The following is a 15,790-nucleotide window of genomic DNA, read 5'->3' on the forward strand; positions in this document are numbered from 1 at the left end:
CACGGCGGAGGCGCACCTGGCCGTGCTGCGCAGCGCGCATCCCGACCACCCGCTGACCCAGCGCGTGGCGCGGATGGTGGCGAAGGCGGCGGCGGGGCGGGCGAGCGCGTAGCGGGCCGGAGCCCGCCGGCCTATCCGGCCGCTGCGGCGTGGCGCGGCTTGCGCAGCATGGCCGTGCCGGACTTGTCGGGCATGAGCACGAGCTGCGCATCCACCCGCCGCACGAAGCCGTCCGCCGCCGCCTTGGCGCCCGGCCAATGCGGATTGGCGTAGTCGTGCAGGATCATCAGCCCGCCCGGTGAGAGGCGCGGATGGAAGAACTCCAGCGCCGCCTTCATCGGCTCGTGCAGGTCGCAATCGACATGCACCACGGCGAAGCGCCGCGCTGCGACCTCCTCCGTGACGGTGCCGGGAAAATAGCCCGGGAAGAAGCGCATCCGCTCCGCCCCGACATTGGCGCGCACGAGGTCGAGCGAGGTGTCACCGAACGCGGCGGGCGCGGCCGCGTCCATGCCCCGACGATCGGCGGCATCGAAGCCGGCGAAGGTGTCGAACAGGAACACCTCCCGCCCGTGCCGGCGGGCGTAATGCGCCAGGACCGCGGCGGAGTTGCCGCGATAGACGCCGAGCTCCGCGAAGTCGCCCGGCACCTCCTCCTCCATCACCTGGCGGATGTTGAGCATCAGGGCGTAGAGGCGGGGCAGGTCGCCCTGGTTGTTGCGGGCGTTGTGGCGCAGCCAGGGGCCGATCAGCTCCGCCAGCTCGGGATAGCGGTCGAACTCGGCATCCGCGTCGGGCCGGGCGGCCGCGTAGAATCGGTGGCGGAGGGCGCGCGGCGGCAGCAGCGGCCAGGCGAGCCCCGGCGCCAGCCCATCCCCCGTCCCGCGCAGCCGGCGGCCGAGATGGGTCAGCGTGGCTTGCACCGCCCGCACCATGTCACGCGGTGGCTTGCGGGCGAAGGACCGGAAGCGGTCCAGTATCGTCGCCTGTGGCATCGGCACCGTTCGCGTTGCGTTATGGGTCCGATATACCCCGCTGTGCCGACCGGAGTGGTCAGCCGCTCAGGCTGCTGGCGGAAAACTCTTCGTCATTGCGACTACCGGCCGAGAAGGGCGTCCAGCGCGCGCTCCAGGCGACCCGAGACACCATAGCGCCGCGGCACGACGACCTGGCTTCGAAGCCACGCCTCGCCTCCGGTGCGCGCAGCAGCACCGGCCTGCAGGACCTCGAGATATTGCGGCTTGTTGAGCATGCCGAGCACGAGGTCGTCCGCGGTCTCGATGGCGAGCAGCATCTCCCAGGGCTTCGGAGCCAGCCGGTCGAGGCGGCCGCTCTGCGCCGCAGGCACACCGACGAGCGACGCCTCGCGCGCGTTTCCGAACATGTTGTCGCGGACGGCGCGGAAGTTGTCGGCGTTGAAGGCGTCGGCGACGTGCAGGCGCACGACATAGCCGAGCGCCCGCAGCTCGGCCAGCGTGCGAAGGCCTGCCTCGACCGAGTTGCATTCCGCGAAGATCACCGGGGAGAAGCGCCGGATCGTCTCGGCGGCGCCGCGTATCACCGCGTCCTCCGCTCCCTCGACGTCGATCTTGATCAGAGCGCAGGCGGCGAGCCCGAGCGCGTCGATCGTGGTCGCCCGCATCACCCGGCTGACGCCGGCATGGTCGGTCGCGGCAGGATCGACGAGGGAGGCGCTGCCGAAGCTGTTCTCATGCGTCGGATCGATGGCAGCGCCCTGAAGCTCCCCGACCCGATCCATGACAGCGGCGTTCTCCAGTCGCACGTTCGTGGCGCCGTTGACCGACACGTTGTCCCGCAGCAGCGCGAAGGTTTCCGCCTGCGCCTCGAAGGACACCACCATGCCATCGGGGCCGACGATCCGCGAGAAGGACAGCGTGTGCGTGCCGACGAAGGCGCCGGCATCGACCACGGTCGCCCCGGGCTCCAGGAACGACTTCAGGAAGGCGATTTCGTGCTCCGCCCACTCGCCATAGATCGCGAGCGAGCGCGGTGCGGCCCCCGTGTCGTTGGCGAAGATCTTCATGGATCCGTAACGTGTTTCGACCGTGCGCACCGGTATCTCGGTGCCGTTCGCCTGCGCGGAAGTTTCCGCCATCTGCAACCTCGGGATGAAGCCGTCTCCCTCTTCGCACCCCCCCAGGCTCGGTGACAAGGCCGCCGCCCCTCACCGCCGCACCCCCAGCCTCACCTCCCGCCACCAGATGAACAGCCCGGCCCCCACCAGCACCGCGAAACCCAGCAGGTCCACCGGCCCCGGCCACTCGCCCCAGATCGCCCCGCCCAGCAGCATCGTCCACAGCAGCGCCGAATACTCGAAGGGCGCCAGCAGCGTCGTCTCGCCGCGGCGATAGGCCTCCGTCATCAGCAGCTGCGCCACGGCGGAGACCACGCCGATGCCCACGAGCAGCGCCCATTGCCGCGGCGTCGGGTCCACCCAGACCGGAAGGGTCGCGAGGCCCGAGGCCAGCGCGCTGCCGATCGCGAACCAGATCACGATCGTCACCCCGGGCTCCCCGGCCTCGCCCAGCCGGCGGATCGACATCATCGCCAGCGCCCAGCCCAGCCCCCCCAGCAGCGCCAGCAGCACCGGCACCAGGGGCAGCGCCGCCTGGTCCGCGCCTGGGCGCGCCACCAGCACCACCCCCGCGAAGCCCACCATCACCGCCGTCCAGCGCCGCCAGCCCACCCTCTCCCGCAGCACCACCACCGACAGCGCGGTCAGGAACAGCGGCATGGTGAAGCCCAGCACCGTGGCGGTGGCCAGCGGCAGGTAGGTATAGGCGGCGAAGGCGCCCACCATCCCCGTCATGCCGAACAGCGTGCGCAGCGCGTGCAGCCCCGGCGCCCGCGGCCTCAGCGCCGCCAGTCCACCGCTGCGCGGCACCAGCAGCAGCAGGATGGGCAGCGCGAACAGGTTGCGCGCCATGATCACCTGCGCCAGCGGGATCGCCCCCTCCAGCGCCTTCACGCTGGCCGCGGCCAGGGTGAAGGTGGCCGCCGCGGCCAGCAGCAGCAGGATGGCCCGCCGGTTGGCGCTGGCAGGGCCGGCAGTGTCGGGAGGGGTCATGGACGTTCCTGGACCCCGACGGTAGGTTCCGCCGGGCATGAGCGCCAGCCTGCCCCGCCACCGCCTCGCCCCGCCGATCCCGCCTGCCGAGGGCCTCGCGGTGGAGGCCGACGAGATTGTCTATGCCAACCGTTTCGCCATGCAGCGCGTGCGCTTCCGCTACGCGCGCTTCGACGGCAGCCTCTCCGGCCTGCTGACCTGGGAGTTGTGGCGGCGCGGCCGCGGCGTGCTGATGCTGCCCTACGACCCCGCCTCGGACCGCGTCGCGCTCATCGAGCAGTTCCGGCTTCCCGCCCATGCCGCCGGCCTGCCCGGCATCCAGACCGAATGTCCCGCCGGCCTGCTGGAACCCGGGGAGGATCCGGCGCTCGCCGGCATCCGCGAATTGCGGGAGGAAGCGGGGCTGGACGCGAAGGCGGTCGCCAGGATCGGCGCCTTTCTGCTGATGCCCGGCGGCTGCGACGAGGTTGTGCACTTCTTCTGCGCCCATGTGGACCTCTCGGGCGAAGGCACCGGCACCCACGGCCTCGATTCCGAGCATGAGGAGACGCGCGTCGTCGTGCTGCCGGCCGAGGACGCCTTCCGCATGGTGGCGGAGAACCGGCTGGACGGCGCGCCCGCCGCCCTCGCCCTGCTCTGGCTGCAACTCAACCGCGCGCGGCTGCGCGCGGAATGGACGCAACGATGACCCCCACCGAACCGCTCTTCACCGCCGACGCCTACCTGAAGGACTGCACCGCCCGCGTGATCGCGGTGGAGGAGAAGGGGGTGCTCCTCGACCGCACCGTCCTCTACGCCCGCAGCGGCGGCCAGCCCGGCGACACCGGGACGCTGCGCTGGGACGGCGGGGAGGCAACGGTGGCCGAGGCGATCAAGGGCGAGGCCGGCGCCATCCTGCACAGCCTCTCCCCCGGCGCGGCGCCGCCGCCGGTCGGCGCGGAGGTCGCGGTCGCGCTGGACTGGGAACGGCGCCACCGCCACATGCGCATGCACACCACCATGCACCTGCTGTGCAGCGTGCTGCCGGGCATCTACGCCACCGGCAACCAGATCGGCGCGGAGAAGTCGCGCCTCGACTTCGACCTGCCGGAACCGCCCGCGAAGGAATGGTTCACCGAGCGGCTGAACGCGCTGATCGCCGAGGACCACCCCACCGGCTCCACCTGGATCACGGAGGAGGAGCTGGATGCGAACCCGGCCATGGTCCGCACGCTCTCGGTCCAGCCGCCGCGCGGCGCGGGCCGTATCCGGCTGGTGCGCATCGGGCCGGAGGACAGGCCGATCGACCTGCAGCCCTGCGGCGGGACGCATGTGCGCCGCCTGTCGGAGATCGGGCGCGTCGAGGTGACGAAGCTGGAATCCAAGGGCCGGCAGAACCGGCGCATCAACTTCATCCTGGTGGATTGAGCCGCATGGACAACCTCGTCTCCACCGCTTGGCTCGCGACCGAGCTCGGCAGGCCGGACCTCGTCGTGCTGGACTGCACGAAATACCTGCCGAACGAGGCGCCGCTGGACGGTCTGACCGAGTTCCGCAAGGCGCACATCCCGGGCGCCCGCTTCGCCGACCTCGACGAGCTTGCCGACATCGAGGACCCGCTGCCGCACATGGTGCCCACGCCCGCGCGCTTCGCGAAGGTGATCGGCGCACTCGGCGTCTCGAACGGCACGCGCGTCGTCGCCTACGACCAGAAGGGGCTGCAATCCGCGCCCCGGATCTGGTGGCTGCTGCGCCTGTTCGGGCACGAGGCCGTGGCCGTGCTGGATGGCGGCCTGCCGAAGTGGAAGGCCGAGGGCCGCGCGCTGGAATCCGGCGATCCGCAGCCCGCCGCGCCCGCGCGCTTCGTGCCGGACCTCATCGCGCGGCGGCTGGCCGGCATCGGCGACGTGAAGCGCATCGTGCGCCAGGGCGGCGGGGAGGCGCTGATCCTGGATGCCCGGAGCAAGGCGCGGTTCGACGGCGCGGCGCCGGAACCGCGCCCCGGCCTGCAATCCGGCCACATGCCCGGCGCCGCCTCGCTGCCCTTCACCGAGTTGCTGAACGCCGACGGCACGATGAAGGACCCTGGCGCCATCCGCACGCTGTTCGAGGCGCGCGGCGCCGACGATGCGCGCCCCCTCGTCACGACCTGCGGCACCGGCGTGACGGCCTGCGTGCTGGCGCTCGGCGCGGTACGCGCCGGCCTGCCGGAACCGGCCGTCTATGACGGCTCCTGGACCGAATGGGCCTCCCGCCCCGAGACCCCGAAGGCAACGGCGTGATGACGGAGGAGACCAAGCGCGGCTTCGCGACGCGCCTGACGCATGGCTCCCGCCCGCCGGTGCGCAGCCATGGCTTCGTGAACCCGCCGCTGCATCGCGGCTCCACCGTGCTGCAGCCCTCCGTCGCGGACCGCCTGGCCAACGCCAAGCGCCGCTTCGAGCGGGTGATGACCTACGGCACCGCCGGCGGCCCCACCCACTACGCGCTGGAGGACATGGTCGCGCAGATCGAGGGTGGGTCGCACTGCACCATCGTCGGCACCGGGCTCGCCGCCATCGCCGTGCCGCTGCTGGCCTTCCTCAAGGCCGGCGACCACTGCCTGATGCCGGACAGCGTGTACGGCCCGGCGCGCGCCCTGGCCGAAGGGATGCTGGCCGGCTGGAACATCGAGACGACCTTCTACGACCCGACCGCCACGCCGGAGGCGCTGGCGCCGCTGTTCCGCCCGAACACGCGCGTGCTCTACCTGGAAAGCCCGGGCACCCACACCTTCGAGATGCAGGACGTCCCCGCGCTCGCCGCGCTGGCGCATGCGCGCGGGGCGGTCGCGATGCTCGACAACACCTGGGGAATCCATCACTTCCAGCCCTTCGCCAAGGGCTGCGACGTCTCGATCCAGGCGCTGACCAAGTATGTCGGCGGCCATTCCGACATCCTGCTCGGCTCCATCACCGTGAACACCGAGGCGCATCACCTCGCCGTGCGCGGCGCGGCCAGCGCCATGGGCCACTACGCCAGCCCCGACGATTGCTGGCTGGCGCTGCGCGGCGCCCGCACCATGGCCGTGCGCCTGGCCCACCAGGAGGCGGCGGCGCTGGAGGTCGCGCGCTGGCTGCAGGCCCGGCCGGAGGTCGCCGCGGTGCGCCATCCGGCGCTGCCGGAGGATCCCGGCCACGCCATCTGGAAGCGCGACTTCACCGGGGCCTGCAGCCTGTTCGGCGTGGTCTTCCAGCCCCGCTACACGGAAGGCGACATCTTCCGCTTCGTGGACGGCCTGAAGCTGTTCGGCATCGGCGCGTCCTGGGGCGGCTACGAGAGCTTGGCCCTGCCCACCAACCCCGCCATCACCCGCAGCGCGACGCGCATGCCGGCCGGCCAGGGCGTGCGCCTGCATATCGGGCTCGAGGACGTCGCCGACCTCGTCGCGGATCTGGAGCAGGGACTGGCGCTGCTGCCGCGCTGACGCCCGCGCCGCCGCACAACCGCCGGTGGGGCTTCCGCCCCGTGTCTTTGCAGTCGCGGGGCCGGCGCCGCCTTCCTATCAGCACCGCGGCAACACGCGGAGCAGGGCCAATGGCCGACACCTCGGGCGTCTCCCAGTGGGAGAACCTCCTTCTCGACCTCATCAACCGTGCAAGGGCCGAGGCCGGGCGCGATCCGCTGGCCTTCGACGCCGAGCTTGTCAGTTCCGCGGGCCGGCACAGCGACTGGATGGTGGCGAACGACGTCTTCTCCCACACGGGCGCGGGCGGCAGCTCGCCGGCGGCGCGGATGACGGCGGACGGCTACGGCTGGCGCGCGGCCGGCGAGAACATCGCCTGTATCGCCGGCGGCTCCGCCGCCACGCTCGACGCGGCGGATGTGGAACGGCTGCACACCATGCTGATGAACTCGTCGGGCCACCGGGCGAACATCCTGAACGGCACCTTCACCGAGATCGGCCTCGGCATCACCCAGGGCGACTACCGGGGCATGCCGGCGATCTTCGTCACAGAGAATTTCGGCCGGCCCACCGCGTCGGAAGCGGCCGAGCCGGACAGCTGGTTCATCTGACGGCCGCCGGCGCGGCCTGCGTCATCGCGGCGCAGGCCGCGCAGCGCCCCTCCACCTCCACCGTGGTGCGCACTGGAAAGAACCCCGCCGCCCGCGCGGCATCCGCCACCGCGGCGGCGACACGGTCGTCGCAGATCTCGGCCGTGGCGCCGCAGCTGCCGCAGATCAGGAACTGGTGCGGATGGTCGTGGCCATGGCCGCAATGGTGGTGCGCCTCCGGCCCCGCGCAGCCGACGAAGGCGTTCAGCCGCTCCACCCGATGGACCAGCCCCTGTTCCTGCAGGAAGTCCAGCGCCCGGTAGACCGTCGGCGGCGCGGCGCCCGGCCGGGCTGCGCGCAGCTGGTCCAGCAGCGCATAGGCGCCGACCGGATGCGGCGAGGCCAGCACCAGCTTCAGCACCTGCCGGCGCAGCTCGGTCAGCTGCGCCCCGCGCGCGAGGCAGCCTGCCGCGGCGCGGTCCAGCGCCGCCTCCAGCGCCGCCTCGCCTGGTCCCGTCGTGGTGCCAGCCATGTCAGGCCCTCTTTGGTCCCGGCCACCCCGGGATGATATGGTGTAACGCCGCAGCGGAGATCCTGCCATGCCTGCCACGCCGCCCGGGCCGCCGGGCGCCCCTCCCCCGGCGGAGCTGCCCGCCGCCCCGGCTCGCGCTGCGCTGCTGGACGCCGTGCGCTTCGACAGCCACGGCCTGGTCGCCTGCATCGCCCAGCAGCACGACACCGGGGAGGTGCTGATGATGGCCTGGATGAACCGCGCCGCGCTGGCCGAGACGCTGGCCACGGGCCGCGTCACCTACTGGTCCCGGTCCCGCCAGGCGCTGTGGCGGAAGGGCGAGACCTCCGGCCAGGTGCAGCGCCTGCTGGACATCCGTCTCGATTGCGACGGGGATGCGCTGCTGGCGCTGGTGGACCAGACCGGGGTGGCCTGCCACACCGGCCGCCGCAGCTGCTTCTACCGCGCGATCCGCGACGACGCCCTGGCCGAGCTGACCCGGCCCGAGGTGGCGCCGGAGGCGCTGTACCGGTCGTGACGGCCATCCCCCTCACCGTCCTCACCGGCTTCCTCGGCGCCGGCAAGACGACGCTCCTGAACGCCCTGCTCGGCCACCCGGCGCTGGCCGACACCGCCGTGCTGGTCAACGAGTTCGGCGAGATCGGCCTCGATCACCTGCTGGTGGAACGGCTGGACGGGGAAGCGGTGCTGCTCAATGCCGGCTGCCTCTGCTGCACCGTGCGCGGCGACCTGCTGCGCGCGCTGGAGGGGCTGTGGCAGCGCGTGCTGGACGGGCGGTCGATCCGCCGCGTGGTGGTGGAGACGACCGGCCTCGCCGACCCCGCGCCGATCCTCGCCACGCTGATGGCCGATCCGCGCATGGGTGCCCGCTTCGCGCTGGACGGCGTGGTGACGGTAGTGGATGCCGTCGCCGGCGCCGCCACGCTCGACAGCCAGGAGGAGGCGGTGCGCCAGGCCGCCGTCGCCGACCGCATCGTGCTGAGCAAGACCGACCTCGCCCCGCCAGAGGCCGTCGCCGCGCTGACCGCCCGGCTGCGCGCGCTGAACCCGGTGGCGCCCATCCTGACCGCGGTGCAGGGCGCGGTTCCGCCGGACGCGATCCTGGCGGCCGGCCCCTTCGACCCCGCCGCAAAGGCGCCTGACGTCGCGCGCTGGATCGGCGCCGCCGCGCCGGTGCATGACCACCACCATCAGCATGCGCACCCTGGGCACGACCCCAACCGCCACGGGGCGTCGATCCGGGCGCTCTGCCTCGCCTGGGACCGCCCGCTCCCGTGGGAAGGCGTGGCCGGCTGGCTGGAGATGCTGGCCACCACCCGCGGCGCCTCGGTCCTGCGGGTGAAGGGCCTGCTCGACCTGCAGGGGGAGGAGCGGCCGGTGGTGGTGCATGGCGTGCAGTCGGTCTTCCACCCGCCCCGCCGCCTGGCCCCCTGGCCGGAGGGCGAGCCGCGCCGGTCTCGGCTGGTGTTCATCCTGCGCGACCTGGACCCGAAGGTGGTCGAGGACGGGCTGGCCGCCTTCCTGCGCGCCGCCGAGGACCGGAGCACGCTCGCCGCCGGCTGACGGCCCGCGGCGGTCAGCGGCGTCCGACCGCCCCGCCCCTCAGCTTCACCACCAGCAGATACAGCGTCATCGGCACGGTGACGACATTCGCCGCGACCAGCGCCGGCGACCCGGACATCACGCCGTAGGTCAGCCACAGCGTGTTGCCGAGGATCAGCATCGCCAGCAGGCCATAGGAGAAGTCGCGCGCCGAGCCGGTCCGCCAGGTCCGCACGACCTGCGGCACGAAGGCCCCGGTGGTCAGGATCGCCGCCAGCGCGCCGACCAGATGCGCCGCCTCCAAGCCTGGATCCCCTTCCACCTGCGCGGGGTCGTGCGTATGCACCGGGGCATGTCGCCCGTCCATCTCGGCTTCCAGACGCTCGCCGGCGCCGCGCTGCACCCACTGCTGCCCGACCTGGCGCGGCTGCGCATCGCGGTGTTCCGCGAATGGCCCTACCTGTATGAGGGCGACGAGGCCTATGAGCGGCGCTACCTCCGCGCCTATGCCGATGCGCCGGGCGCGGCCGTGGTGGTCTGCCGGGACGGGGAGAAGGTGGTGGGTGCGGCGACCTGCGAGCCGATGACGCAAGGCCATGCCCCCGTGCGCGACGCCTTCGAGGCCGCCGGCCTCGACCCGGCGGCGCATTGCTACTTCGGCGAATCCGTCCTGCTGCCGGCGTATCGCGGCCGCGGCGCCGGGGTGCGCTTCTTCGCCGAGCGCGAGGCGCATGCGAACAGCCTCGGCCTGCGCTTCGCCGCCTTCTGCGCGGTGCGCCGCGACCCCGCCGACCCGCGCCGCCCGGCCGGCTACGTGCCGCTCGACGAGTTCTGGCGGAAGCGCGGCTACGCGCCGCGGCCGGAGCTGACCGTGTCCTTCGACTGGAAGGAGGTCGGCGCGGCGGAGGAGACGCCGCATGTCCTGTCATTCTGGATCAAGGACCTGCGCGCGTGACGGTGCCGCCCGCGAAGCCGCTCCGCCTCGGCCTGCTGCAATATCCGGTGGAGAAGCCAGCCTCTATCGCGGCCTTCGGCGCCAAGCTGGACCGCTGGCTGGCCGAGGCCGCGCCGCGCGCCGACCTGCTCGTCCTGCCGGAATATGCCTGCGTCGAGCTCGGCGCCGCGCTGGTCGGGCGGGATGCCACGGACGAACCGACCGAACTCGCCGCCATGGTCGCCCATGCCGACGCGATCCTGGCCGAGATGCGCGCCGCCGCGCGACGTGCCGGCACCTGGCTGCTGGCGGGCACCCTGCCCATGCGCAACGGCGAGCGCATCGTCGCCCGCGCGCCGCTGATCGCACCGGACGGACGCTGCGCCTTCCAGGAGAAGCGCACCATGACCCGATTCGAGGACGAGCGCTGGGGCATCCAGGCCGGCGCGCCGCCCAATGTCTTCGACACACCCTGGGGGCGGCTCGGCGTCTCCATCTGCTACGATGTGGAGTTCCCGAAGCATGTGCGCGCACAGGTCGAGGCCGGCGCCTGGCTGATCCTGGCACCCTCCTGCACCGACAGCCGGCACGGCGCGACGCGCGTGCGCGTCTCCGCCGCGGCCCGCGCCATCGAGAACCAGTGCTACGTCGCGACGACGCCGACCGTCGGCGAGGCGCCGTGGTCCGCCGCGCTCGACGTCAACCGCGGCCAGGCCGCGGTGTTCGGCCCGGCCGACCGCGGCTTCCCCGAGGACGGCGTGCTGGCGGCTGGCACGCCGGACGAGGCCGGCTGGGTGTTCTGCGCGCTCGATCCCGCGAAGCTCGAGGAGGTCCGCCAGCACGGCGCGGTCCGCAACCACCGCGACTGGCCCCGCCGCCCCATCCCCGCGCCCATGCCGGCGGTGTTCGCGTGACGCTGGTCTACATCGTCGCCGGCGAGGCCTCCGGCGACGCGCTCGGCGCCCGTCTCGTCGCCGCGCTGCGCGCGCGCCGCCCGGACCTCGCCTTCGCCGGCATCGGCGGCGAGCGCCTCGCCGAACAGGGCATGCCCAGCCTCTTCCCGATGCGCGAACTGGCGCTGATGGGCCTGGTCGAGGTGCTGCCCAAGATCCGCGGCCTGGCGCGGCGCCTGGCGCAGACGGTGCAGGACATCGAGGCCAGGCGCCCCGCCGTGCTCGTCACCATCGACAGCCCGGGCTTCGCCATGCGCCTGGCGGAGCGCGTGAAGCCGCTCGGCATCCCCGTGGTCCACTACGTCGCGCCGCAGATCTGGGCCTGGCGCCCTGGCCGCATCGAGAAGATCCGCGCCCGCGTGGACCGCGTGCTCTGCCTGCTGCCCTTCGAGCCAGTGATCTTCGACCAGGCCGGCATCCCCGCCAGCTTCGTCGGCCATCCCGTGCTGGAGAGCGGCGCCGATGCAGGGGACGCCGCGCGCTTCCGCGCGACGCACGGCGTGGCGGAGGGCGACCGCCTGCTGCTGGTGATGCCCGGCAGCCGCCGCGTCGAAACACGCCGCCTGCTGCCGCTGTTCGGCGCCGCGCTGAACCTGCTGGCGGACCGCGTCCCCGGCCTGCGCCCGGTGGTGGCCGTCTCCCCGGTGGTGGAGGAGGCGGTGCGCGCCGGCGTCGTCGGCTGGCCGGGAAGGCCGATCCTGGCGGCCTCGCTCGCGGCCAAGCACGACGCCTTCGCCGCGGTCGCGCAATCCGGCGGCGCGGGCCTGATCAAGTCCGGCACGTCCAGCCTGGAGATGGCGGTCGCCGGCGTGCCGCATGTCGTCGCCTACAAGGTCAACCCGGTCACCGCCTGGATCGTCGAGCGGCTGGCCCGCGTGCCCTTCGCCTCGCTGGTCAACCTGCTGGCCGAGCGCGAGATCGTGCCGGAATACCTCCAGCGCTTCGCGACGCCCGAGGCACTGGCCGAGGGCCTGCATCGCCTGCTGGCCGAGCCTCCGGCCGCCGAGGCGCAGCGCGATGCCTTCCGCGGCGTGCTGGACCTTCTGCATCCGCCGGGCCTCGCGCCGAGCGAGGCGGCGGCGGAGGTGGTGCTGGCGGCGCTGGCGCGGGATCCCCCGGACGCGGCATCCGGCGGCACGCCATCATAGGAACGACTGCCGCATCTTCGGATGGCGGCGCGCCCCTTGAAACCGTGAATCCGCCGCGCCGCCTCCCCGCCCATCCCGAGCGGTCCAACGGTCTGCCTCGTCCGCCAGTTGCATCGCGCCATTGACCGACCGGTCGGTCAGCCAAGCCCAGCCCGCCCCGGATCGGGACTTCGTCCGAAGCCGACCCGCGGCGTGCCGCTAAAGAGGCAAAGTGGCGCCTCCGCCGATCGCGCCCTCAACCGCCAGCGCCACCTTCGGCGCCGCCATCCCCTCGCGCGCGCTGCCACCGCCACGGCACCGCCCGCCGCCCGCGACGCGCCGGACAGGCCGGCATTCCCTCGCATCGGAAGCGCCTTGTGCGACGCGCGCGTGTTGCTAAAATTCAGTTAATGTCGCGATCCGCGACGCGCGGACTCCTTCTGCGAACGCACCGCCAGGGAGAGACATCGGATGGTCGCAACATCTCGGCGCGGGGGCCTCATCGCGGTCCTCGTCATGCTTCTGCAGGCCGGCTTCGCGGGCGGCGCGCTCGCGGCGCCGTTCGTGATGACCTTCCAGACCACCGTCACCAACGTCATCAGTCCGCTGTTGCCGTCGCCGGTCCCGGGCGTGAACGATGGCGACCTGCTGACGCTCAGGGTGGTCGTCGACAATGGCGGCACGACGACGATCTCGCAGTCCTGGAACGCTTCCCACATCGTGTCGGCGATCGCGACCGTGGGGAGTTACGTGGCGACCTTCAACTCTCCCTTCCAGGGCTCCTTCGACCCCATATTCCGGACGGATGCGTCGGGCGCTTTCACGCGGACGTTCTTTTACGACACCGATGCGAACAACACCGACAACCTCGGGCCGGGATCGCCCCAGTTCTTCGCGAACGTCCTTGAAGTCTCCACCGGCGCCAGGCTCGATTACGCCGGCCAACCCGACGAACGCTCCAACTGGACGATCTCGGCGGTCGCGGTGCCCGCGCCGGGCGCCGCCGTGCTGTTCGGCGCCGGCCTGCTCGGCCTTGCGATGGTGCGTCAGCGCCGGTAGCCGCCACGGCGTCGTGGCAGCGTCGAATCCGCTGGACGCGGACGACACCTTCACGCGATCGCAGGAAGGAATGCCGCACCCCCGAGGTGCCGGCGCGCTCCTTGAAACCGTGAACCCGCCGCGTCCCCTGCCCGCCCATCCCGAACGGTCCAACCGCCTGCCGGGTGCGGCCTCCGCCTCGCGCCGTTGACCGACGGGCCAGCGAGGCGAGCCCACCCCGCCCCGGATCGGGACTTTGTCCGAAGCCGATCCGCCGCGCGCCGATAAAGGTCCAAAGTGGCGCCTCAGCCGATCGCCGCCTCCACCGCCAGCGCGACCTTGAGCGCCGCGATCCCCTCGCGCGCCCGGACCACCGGCGGCACGGCGTCGAGGCAGGCCGCCACGAAGCCCGCCTGCTCGGCCTCCAGGCTGTCATGGTCGGTCCAGCTCGCCCGATCCACGCCGAAGTCCGGCATCGCCGCCAGCGCCTCCGCCCCGCCGTTGGCCTTCCTGGCGCTGCCGCTGGCGGAGCTGGTGAAGCTCGCGCTCGGCGTCGTCGCCTGACGCCGGGGCGCACGCGCCACGCCGCTTGGCGCTGCGTTCCGCCGCTGCGCCCGGCGTCACAGGCGGGCCATCGTGCCTTGACGCATCCCCCGCCACCGGCTTCCCAGGCCGCCGGCGGGCGGGGTGACAGGCATGGTCCAAGGATGGTGGAGACTGGCGGCGGGGGTGATCGCGACTGCGCTCGCCGCCCCCGCGGCGGCGCAGGATGTCAGGCTGCCCGCGCCCGGCGCGGACCCGGCCGGCACCTGGGCCTTCATCCTGGAGAACGACACCTTCTCCGGCAACGACCGCTACTACACCAACGGCTTCCTCTTCGCCTGGCGCTCGCCGAGCTACGACCCACCGGACTGGCTCGCCAGGCTGACGAACGGACCGGGCCTGCTGTTCCCTGGCGGCGCCACGCGCTGGGGCCTCGGCTTCGGGCAGAAGAAGTGGACGCCTGAAGACACGGAGCTGCGCAACCCCGACCCCACCGACCGCCCCTACGCCGCGTGGCTCTACGGCGCGGTCACGCTGGTCTCCTACAACGAGCGGGCGCTGGGCAGTCTCGAACTGCAGCTCGGCATCGTCGGGCCCGGCGCGCTGGGCGAGCAGGTGCAGAACGGCACCCACGACCTGCTCAACATCGAACGGGCGCTGGGCTGGGCGTACCAGATCAAGGACGAGCCCGGCGTGAATCTCGTGGCCACGCGGCAGTGGCGCTTCAACCGCCCGACCGGCTGGGACGGCATCTCGGTGGGGCTGGTGCCCTCGCTCGCCGGCAGCCTCGGCAATGTCAGCACCTACGCCGCCGCCGGGCTGATGCTGCGCCTGGGGACGGAACTGGAGGCCGATTTCGGCCCGCCGCGCGTGCGCCCGGTCTCGGTCGGCTCGGTGTTCTACGAACCGACCGGGCGCTGGGGCTGGTACGGCTTCGCCGGCGTGGAGGGCCGCGCCGTGCTGCGCGACATCTCGCTCGACGGCAACACCTGGCGCGACAGCCGCAGCGTGGACCGCGAGACCTGGGTGGGCGACGCCAGCGCGGGCGTCGCGGTCTTCACGCCCTGGGCGCGGCTGACCGCGACCTACACCGTCCGCTCCAACGAGTTCACCGCGCAGCGCGAGGTCGCGCAGTTCGGCTCGCTGAGCGTCGCGATGCGGTTCTGAGGGTGCGGGCGCGGGATCCGCTCGGAGCCTCTCTCGAAATGGCAGCGGAATGGCTGCTAGCGACCCTTCCGGCGCGAACCCCCATCTTGCGGCCACCACCAGCGATACGAGCGAGAAAGCGCGATGGCGTCCCTCACCGAGTTGCCCGCCGACCTCCCGCCGCCGCCCGACGACGGCGCCTGCGACCACCTCCCCGGCACGACGATGCCCTCTGTCGTGCTACCCTCGACCGCGGGGCGCGACGTGGACCTCGGCGCCCTGCCCCCGGGGCGCGTCGTCATCTACTGCTATCCACGCACCGGACGGCCCGACGAGCCCCTGCCGGCAGGCTGGGATGGCATCCCGGGCGCACGGGGCTGCACCCCGCAGTCCTGCGCCTTCCGCGACCACCACGCCGAACTCGCGCGCCTCGGTACCGGGGTGTTCGGGCTCAGCACCCAGACCACCGACTATCAGCGTGAGATGGCGGAGCGGCTCCACCTGCCCTTCGAGGTGCTGAGCGACGCAGAACTGCGCTTCGCGCGGGCGCTCCGCCTCCCGACCTTTGAGGTGGAAGGCATGACCCTCATCCGACGCCTGACCTTGATCGTGCGCGACGGCCGCATCGAGCACGTGTTCTACCCCGTCTTCCCGCCCGACCGCAGCGCGGAGGAAACGGTTCGCTGGCTCGCCGCGGCACCGCGCTGACTGCGACCCGCGCGTCGGCGCACCGCCGACCGCTTCGCGCCCCGGCTTTTCCCCGTCTCCGGGCGTCGGGCCGGTGCGGGGGCGTCCGCTCCCCGCCCTTCCGCGACATTGCCGCCTGATCCCGCGACAGCCCCTCAGGCCGCCCCGGGCCGCCGCCGCCCCGCC

General features: G+C 72.8%; 19 protein-coding genes. 13 read left to right on the forward strand and 6 right to left on the reverse strand.

The window, feature by feature from the left end:
- Positions 1-131 precede the first annotated feature (131 nt).
- The 3 genes from OZN99_RS11270 to OZN99_RS11280 all read right to left on the reverse strand — a co-directional run bounded on the left by OZN99_RS11270 (position 132) and on the right by OZN99_RS11280 (position 3,088).
- Positions 132-995: a TylF/MycF/NovP-related O-methyltransferase gene (locus OZN99_RS11270; RefSeq protein ID WP_270935314.1), complete on the reverse strand. Its 864-nt coding sequence runs from the start codon at positions 993-995 to the stop codon at positions 132-134.
- A gap of 101 nt (positions 996-1,096) precedes the next feature.
- The gene (locus OZN99_RS11275; RefSeq protein ID WP_270935332.1) at positions 1,097-2,116 is read right to left on the reverse strand and encodes an FkbM family methyltransferase; all 1,020 of its coding nucleotides are present in this window, start codon (positions 2,114-2,116) and stop codon (positions 1,097-1,099) included.
- A gap of 69 nt (positions 2,117-2,185) precedes the next feature.
- Positions 2,186-3,088, reverse strand: a complete 903-nt coding sequence (locus OZN99_RS11280; protein WP_270935315.1) for a DMT family transporter — start codon at positions 3,086-3,088, stop codon at positions 2,186-2,188.
- A 37-nt stretch (positions 3,089-3,125) separates the two neighbouring features.
- On the opposite strand from OZN99_RS11280, the gene OZN99_RS11285 reads away from it, so the two are divergent.
- The 5 genes from OZN99_RS11285 (at position 3,126) to OZN99_RS11305 (ending at position 7,123) form a co-directional block, all read left to right on the forward strand.
- Positions 3,126-3,776, forward strand: a complete 651-nt coding sequence (locus tag OZN99_RS11285) for an NUDIX domain-containing protein (RefSeq protein ID WP_270935316.1) — start codon at positions 3,126-3,128, stop codon at positions 3,774-3,776.
- Positions 3,773-4,495: an alanyl-tRNA editing protein gene (locus OZN99_RS11290; RefSeq protein ID WP_270935317.1), complete on the forward strand. Its 723-nt coding sequence runs from the start codon at positions 3,773-3,775 to the stop codon at positions 4,493-4,495. The genes OZN99_RS11285 and OZN99_RS11290 overlap by 4 nt, the downstream gene beginning before the upstream one ends.
- Positions 4,496-4,500: 5 nt before the next feature.
- Entirely contained in the window at positions 4,501-5,349 is an 849-nt protein-coding gene (locus tag OZN99_RS11295; protein WP_270935318.1) for a sulfurtransferase, read from the forward strand.
- Positions 5,349-6,533 (forward strand): cystathionine beta-lyase, encoded by a 1,185-nt coding sequence (gene metC / locus OZN99_RS11300; RefSeq protein ID WP_270935319.1) that lies wholly within the window; start codon positions 5,349-5,351, stop codon positions 6,531-6,533. The genes OZN99_RS11295 and metC overlap by 1 nt, the downstream gene beginning before the upstream one ends.
- Before the next feature lie 110 nt (positions 6,534-6,643).
- On the forward strand, positions 6,644-7,123 hold the full coding sequence (locus OZN99_RS11305; RefSeq protein WP_270935320.1) for a CAP domain-containing protein: 480 nt from the start codon (positions 6,644-6,646) through the stop codon (positions 7,121-7,123).
- On the opposite strand, the gene OZN99_RS11310 is transcribed toward OZN99_RS11305, so the two are convergent.
- Positions 7,116-7,634 (reverse strand): Fur family transcriptional regulator, encoded by a 519-nt coding sequence (locus OZN99_RS11310; protein WP_270935321.1) that lies wholly within the window; start codon positions 7,632-7,634, stop codon positions 7,116-7,118. The two genes, OZN99_RS11305 and OZN99_RS11310, sit on opposite strands and share 8 nt — an antisense overlap.
- Before the next feature lie 67 nt (positions 7,635-7,701).
- On the opposite strand from OZN99_RS11310, the gene hisI reads away from it, so the two are divergent.
- Both hisI and OZN99_RS11320 read left to right on the forward strand, forming a co-directional pair.
- Entirely contained in the window at positions 7,702-8,151 is a 450-nt protein-coding gene (gene hisI, locus OZN99_RS11315; protein ID WP_270935322.1) for a phosphoribosyl-AMP cyclohydrolase, read from the forward strand.
- On the forward strand, positions 8,148-9,197 hold the full coding sequence (locus OZN99_RS11320; protein WP_270935323.1) for a CobW family GTP-binding protein: 1,050 nt from the start codon (positions 8,148-8,150) through the stop codon (positions 9,195-9,197). Before hisI ends, OZN99_RS11320 begins: the two co-directional genes overlap by 4 nt.
- A 13-nt stretch (positions 9,198-9,210) precedes the next feature.
- On the opposite strand, the gene OZN99_RS11325 is transcribed toward OZN99_RS11320, so the two are convergent.
- Positions 9,211-9,480: a SemiSWEET family sugar transporter gene (locus tag OZN99_RS11325; protein WP_270935324.1), complete on the reverse strand. Its 270-nt coding sequence runs from the start codon at positions 9,478-9,480 to the stop codon at positions 9,211-9,213.
- A 48-nt stretch (positions 9,481-9,528) separates the two neighbouring features.
- Here OZN99_RS11325 and OZN99_RS11330 point away from each other — a divergent pair, with 48 nt between their 5' ends.
- The 4 genes from OZN99_RS11330 (at position 9,529) to OZN99_RS11345 (ending at position 13,249) form a co-directional block, all read left to right on the forward strand.
- Complete coding sequence (locus tag OZN99_RS11330) at positions 9,529-10,131, forward strand: GNAT family N-acetyltransferase (RefSeq protein WP_270935325.1); 603 nt, start codon at positions 9,529-9,531, stop codon at positions 10,129-10,131.
- 2 nt (positions 10,132-10,133) lie between these two features.
- Positions 10,134-11,024: a carbon-nitrogen hydrolase family protein gene (locus tag OZN99_RS11335; protein ID WP_408611823.1), complete on the forward strand. Its 891-nt coding sequence runs from the start codon at positions 10,134-10,136 to the stop codon at positions 11,022-11,024.
- Complete coding sequence (gene lpxB, locus OZN99_RS11340) at positions 11,021-12,211, forward strand: lipid-A-disaccharide synthase (protein ID WP_270935327.1); 1,191 nt, start codon at positions 11,021-11,023, stop codon at positions 12,209-12,211. Before OZN99_RS11335 ends, lpxB begins: the two co-directional genes overlap by 4 nt.
- 450 nt (positions 12,212-12,661) lie before the next feature.
- Entirely contained in the window at positions 12,662-13,249 is a 588-nt protein-coding gene (locus OZN99_RS11345) for a hypothetical protein (RefSeq protein ID WP_270935328.1), read from the forward strand.
- A gap of 284 nt (positions 13,250-13,533) precedes the next feature.
- Here OZN99_RS11345 and OZN99_RS11350 read toward each other — a convergent pair whose 3' ends face one another.
- Positions 13,534-13,812 (reverse strand): hypothetical protein, encoded by a 279-nt coding sequence (locus OZN99_RS11350; protein WP_270935329.1) that lies wholly within the window; start codon positions 13,810-13,812, stop codon positions 13,534-13,536.
- Between the two features lie 145 nt (positions 13,813-13,957).
- Here OZN99_RS11350 and OZN99_RS11355 point away from each other — a divergent pair, with 145 nt between their 5' ends.
- Both OZN99_RS11355 and OZN99_RS11360 read left to right on the forward strand, forming a co-directional pair.
- Entirely contained in the window at positions 13,958-14,938 is a 981-nt protein-coding gene (locus OZN99_RS11355; RefSeq protein WP_270935330.1) for a lipid A deacylase LpxR family protein, read from the forward strand.
- A gap of 123 nt (positions 14,939-15,061) precedes the next feature.
- On the forward strand, positions 15,062-15,625 hold the full coding sequence (locus tag OZN99_RS11360) for a peroxiredoxin (protein WP_270935331.1): 564 nt from the start codon (positions 15,062-15,064) through the stop codon (positions 15,623-15,625).
- Positions 15,626-15,790 lie beyond the last annotated feature (165 nt).

The organism is Falsiroseomonas oryzae (assembly GCF_027856955.1).
GTDB classification, from domain to species: Bacteria; Pseudomonadota; Alphaproteobacteria; order Acetobacterales; family Acetobacteraceae; genus Falsiroseomonas; species Falsiroseomonas oryzae.

Coding starts and splice junctions, on each gene's coding strand:
- OZN99_RS11280 (WP_270935315.1), bottom strand. CDS start 3,088: ATGACCCCTCCCGACACTGCCGGCCCTGCCAGCGCCAACCGGCGGGCC.
- OZN99_RS11305 (WP_270935320.1), top strand. CDS start 6,644: ATGGCCGACACCTCGGGCGTCTCCCAGTGGGAGAACCTCCTTCTCGAC.
- OZN99_RS11295 (WP_270935318.1), top strand. CDS start 4,501: ATGGACAACCTCGTCTCCACCGCTTGGCTCGCGACCGAGCTCGGCAGG.
- metC (WP_270935319.1), top strand. CDS start 5,349: ATGACGGAGGAGACCAAGCGCGGCTTCGCGACGCGCCTGACGCATGGC.
- OZN99_RS11285 (WP_270935316.1), top strand. CDS start 3,126: ATGAGCGCCAGCCTGCCCCGCCACCGCCTCGCCCCGCCGATCCCGCCT.
- OZN99_RS11360 (WP_270935331.1), top strand. CDS start 15,062: ATGGCGTCCCTCACCGAGTTGCCCGCCGACCTCCCGCCGCCGCCCGAC.
- OZN99_RS11270 (WP_270935314.1), bottom strand. CDS start 995: ATGCCACAGGCGACGATACTGGACCGCTTCCGGTCCTTCGCCCGCAAG.
- OZN99_RS11345 (WP_270935328.1), top strand. CDS start 12,662: ATGGTCGCAACATCTCGGCGCGGGGGCCTCATCGCGGTCCTCGTCATG.
- OZN99_RS11330 (WP_270935325.1), top strand. CDS start 9,529: ATGTCGCCCGTCCATCTCGGCTTCCAGACGCTCGCCGGCGCCGCGCTG.
- OZN99_RS11290 (WP_270935317.1), top strand. CDS start 3,773: ATGACCCCCACCGAACCGCTCTTCACCGCCGACGCCTACCTGAAGGAC.
- OZN99_RS11310 (WP_270935321.1), bottom strand. CDS start 7,634: ATGGCTGGCACCACGACGGGACCAGGCGAGGCGGCGCTGGAGGCGGCG.
- hisI (WP_270935322.1), top strand. CDS start 7,702: ATGCCTGCCACGCCGCCCGGGCCGCCGGGCGCCCCTCCCCCGGCGGAG.
- OZN99_RS11275 (WP_270935332.1), bottom strand. CDS start 2,116: ATGGCGGAAACTTCCGCGCAGGCGAACGGCACCGAGATACCGGTGCGC.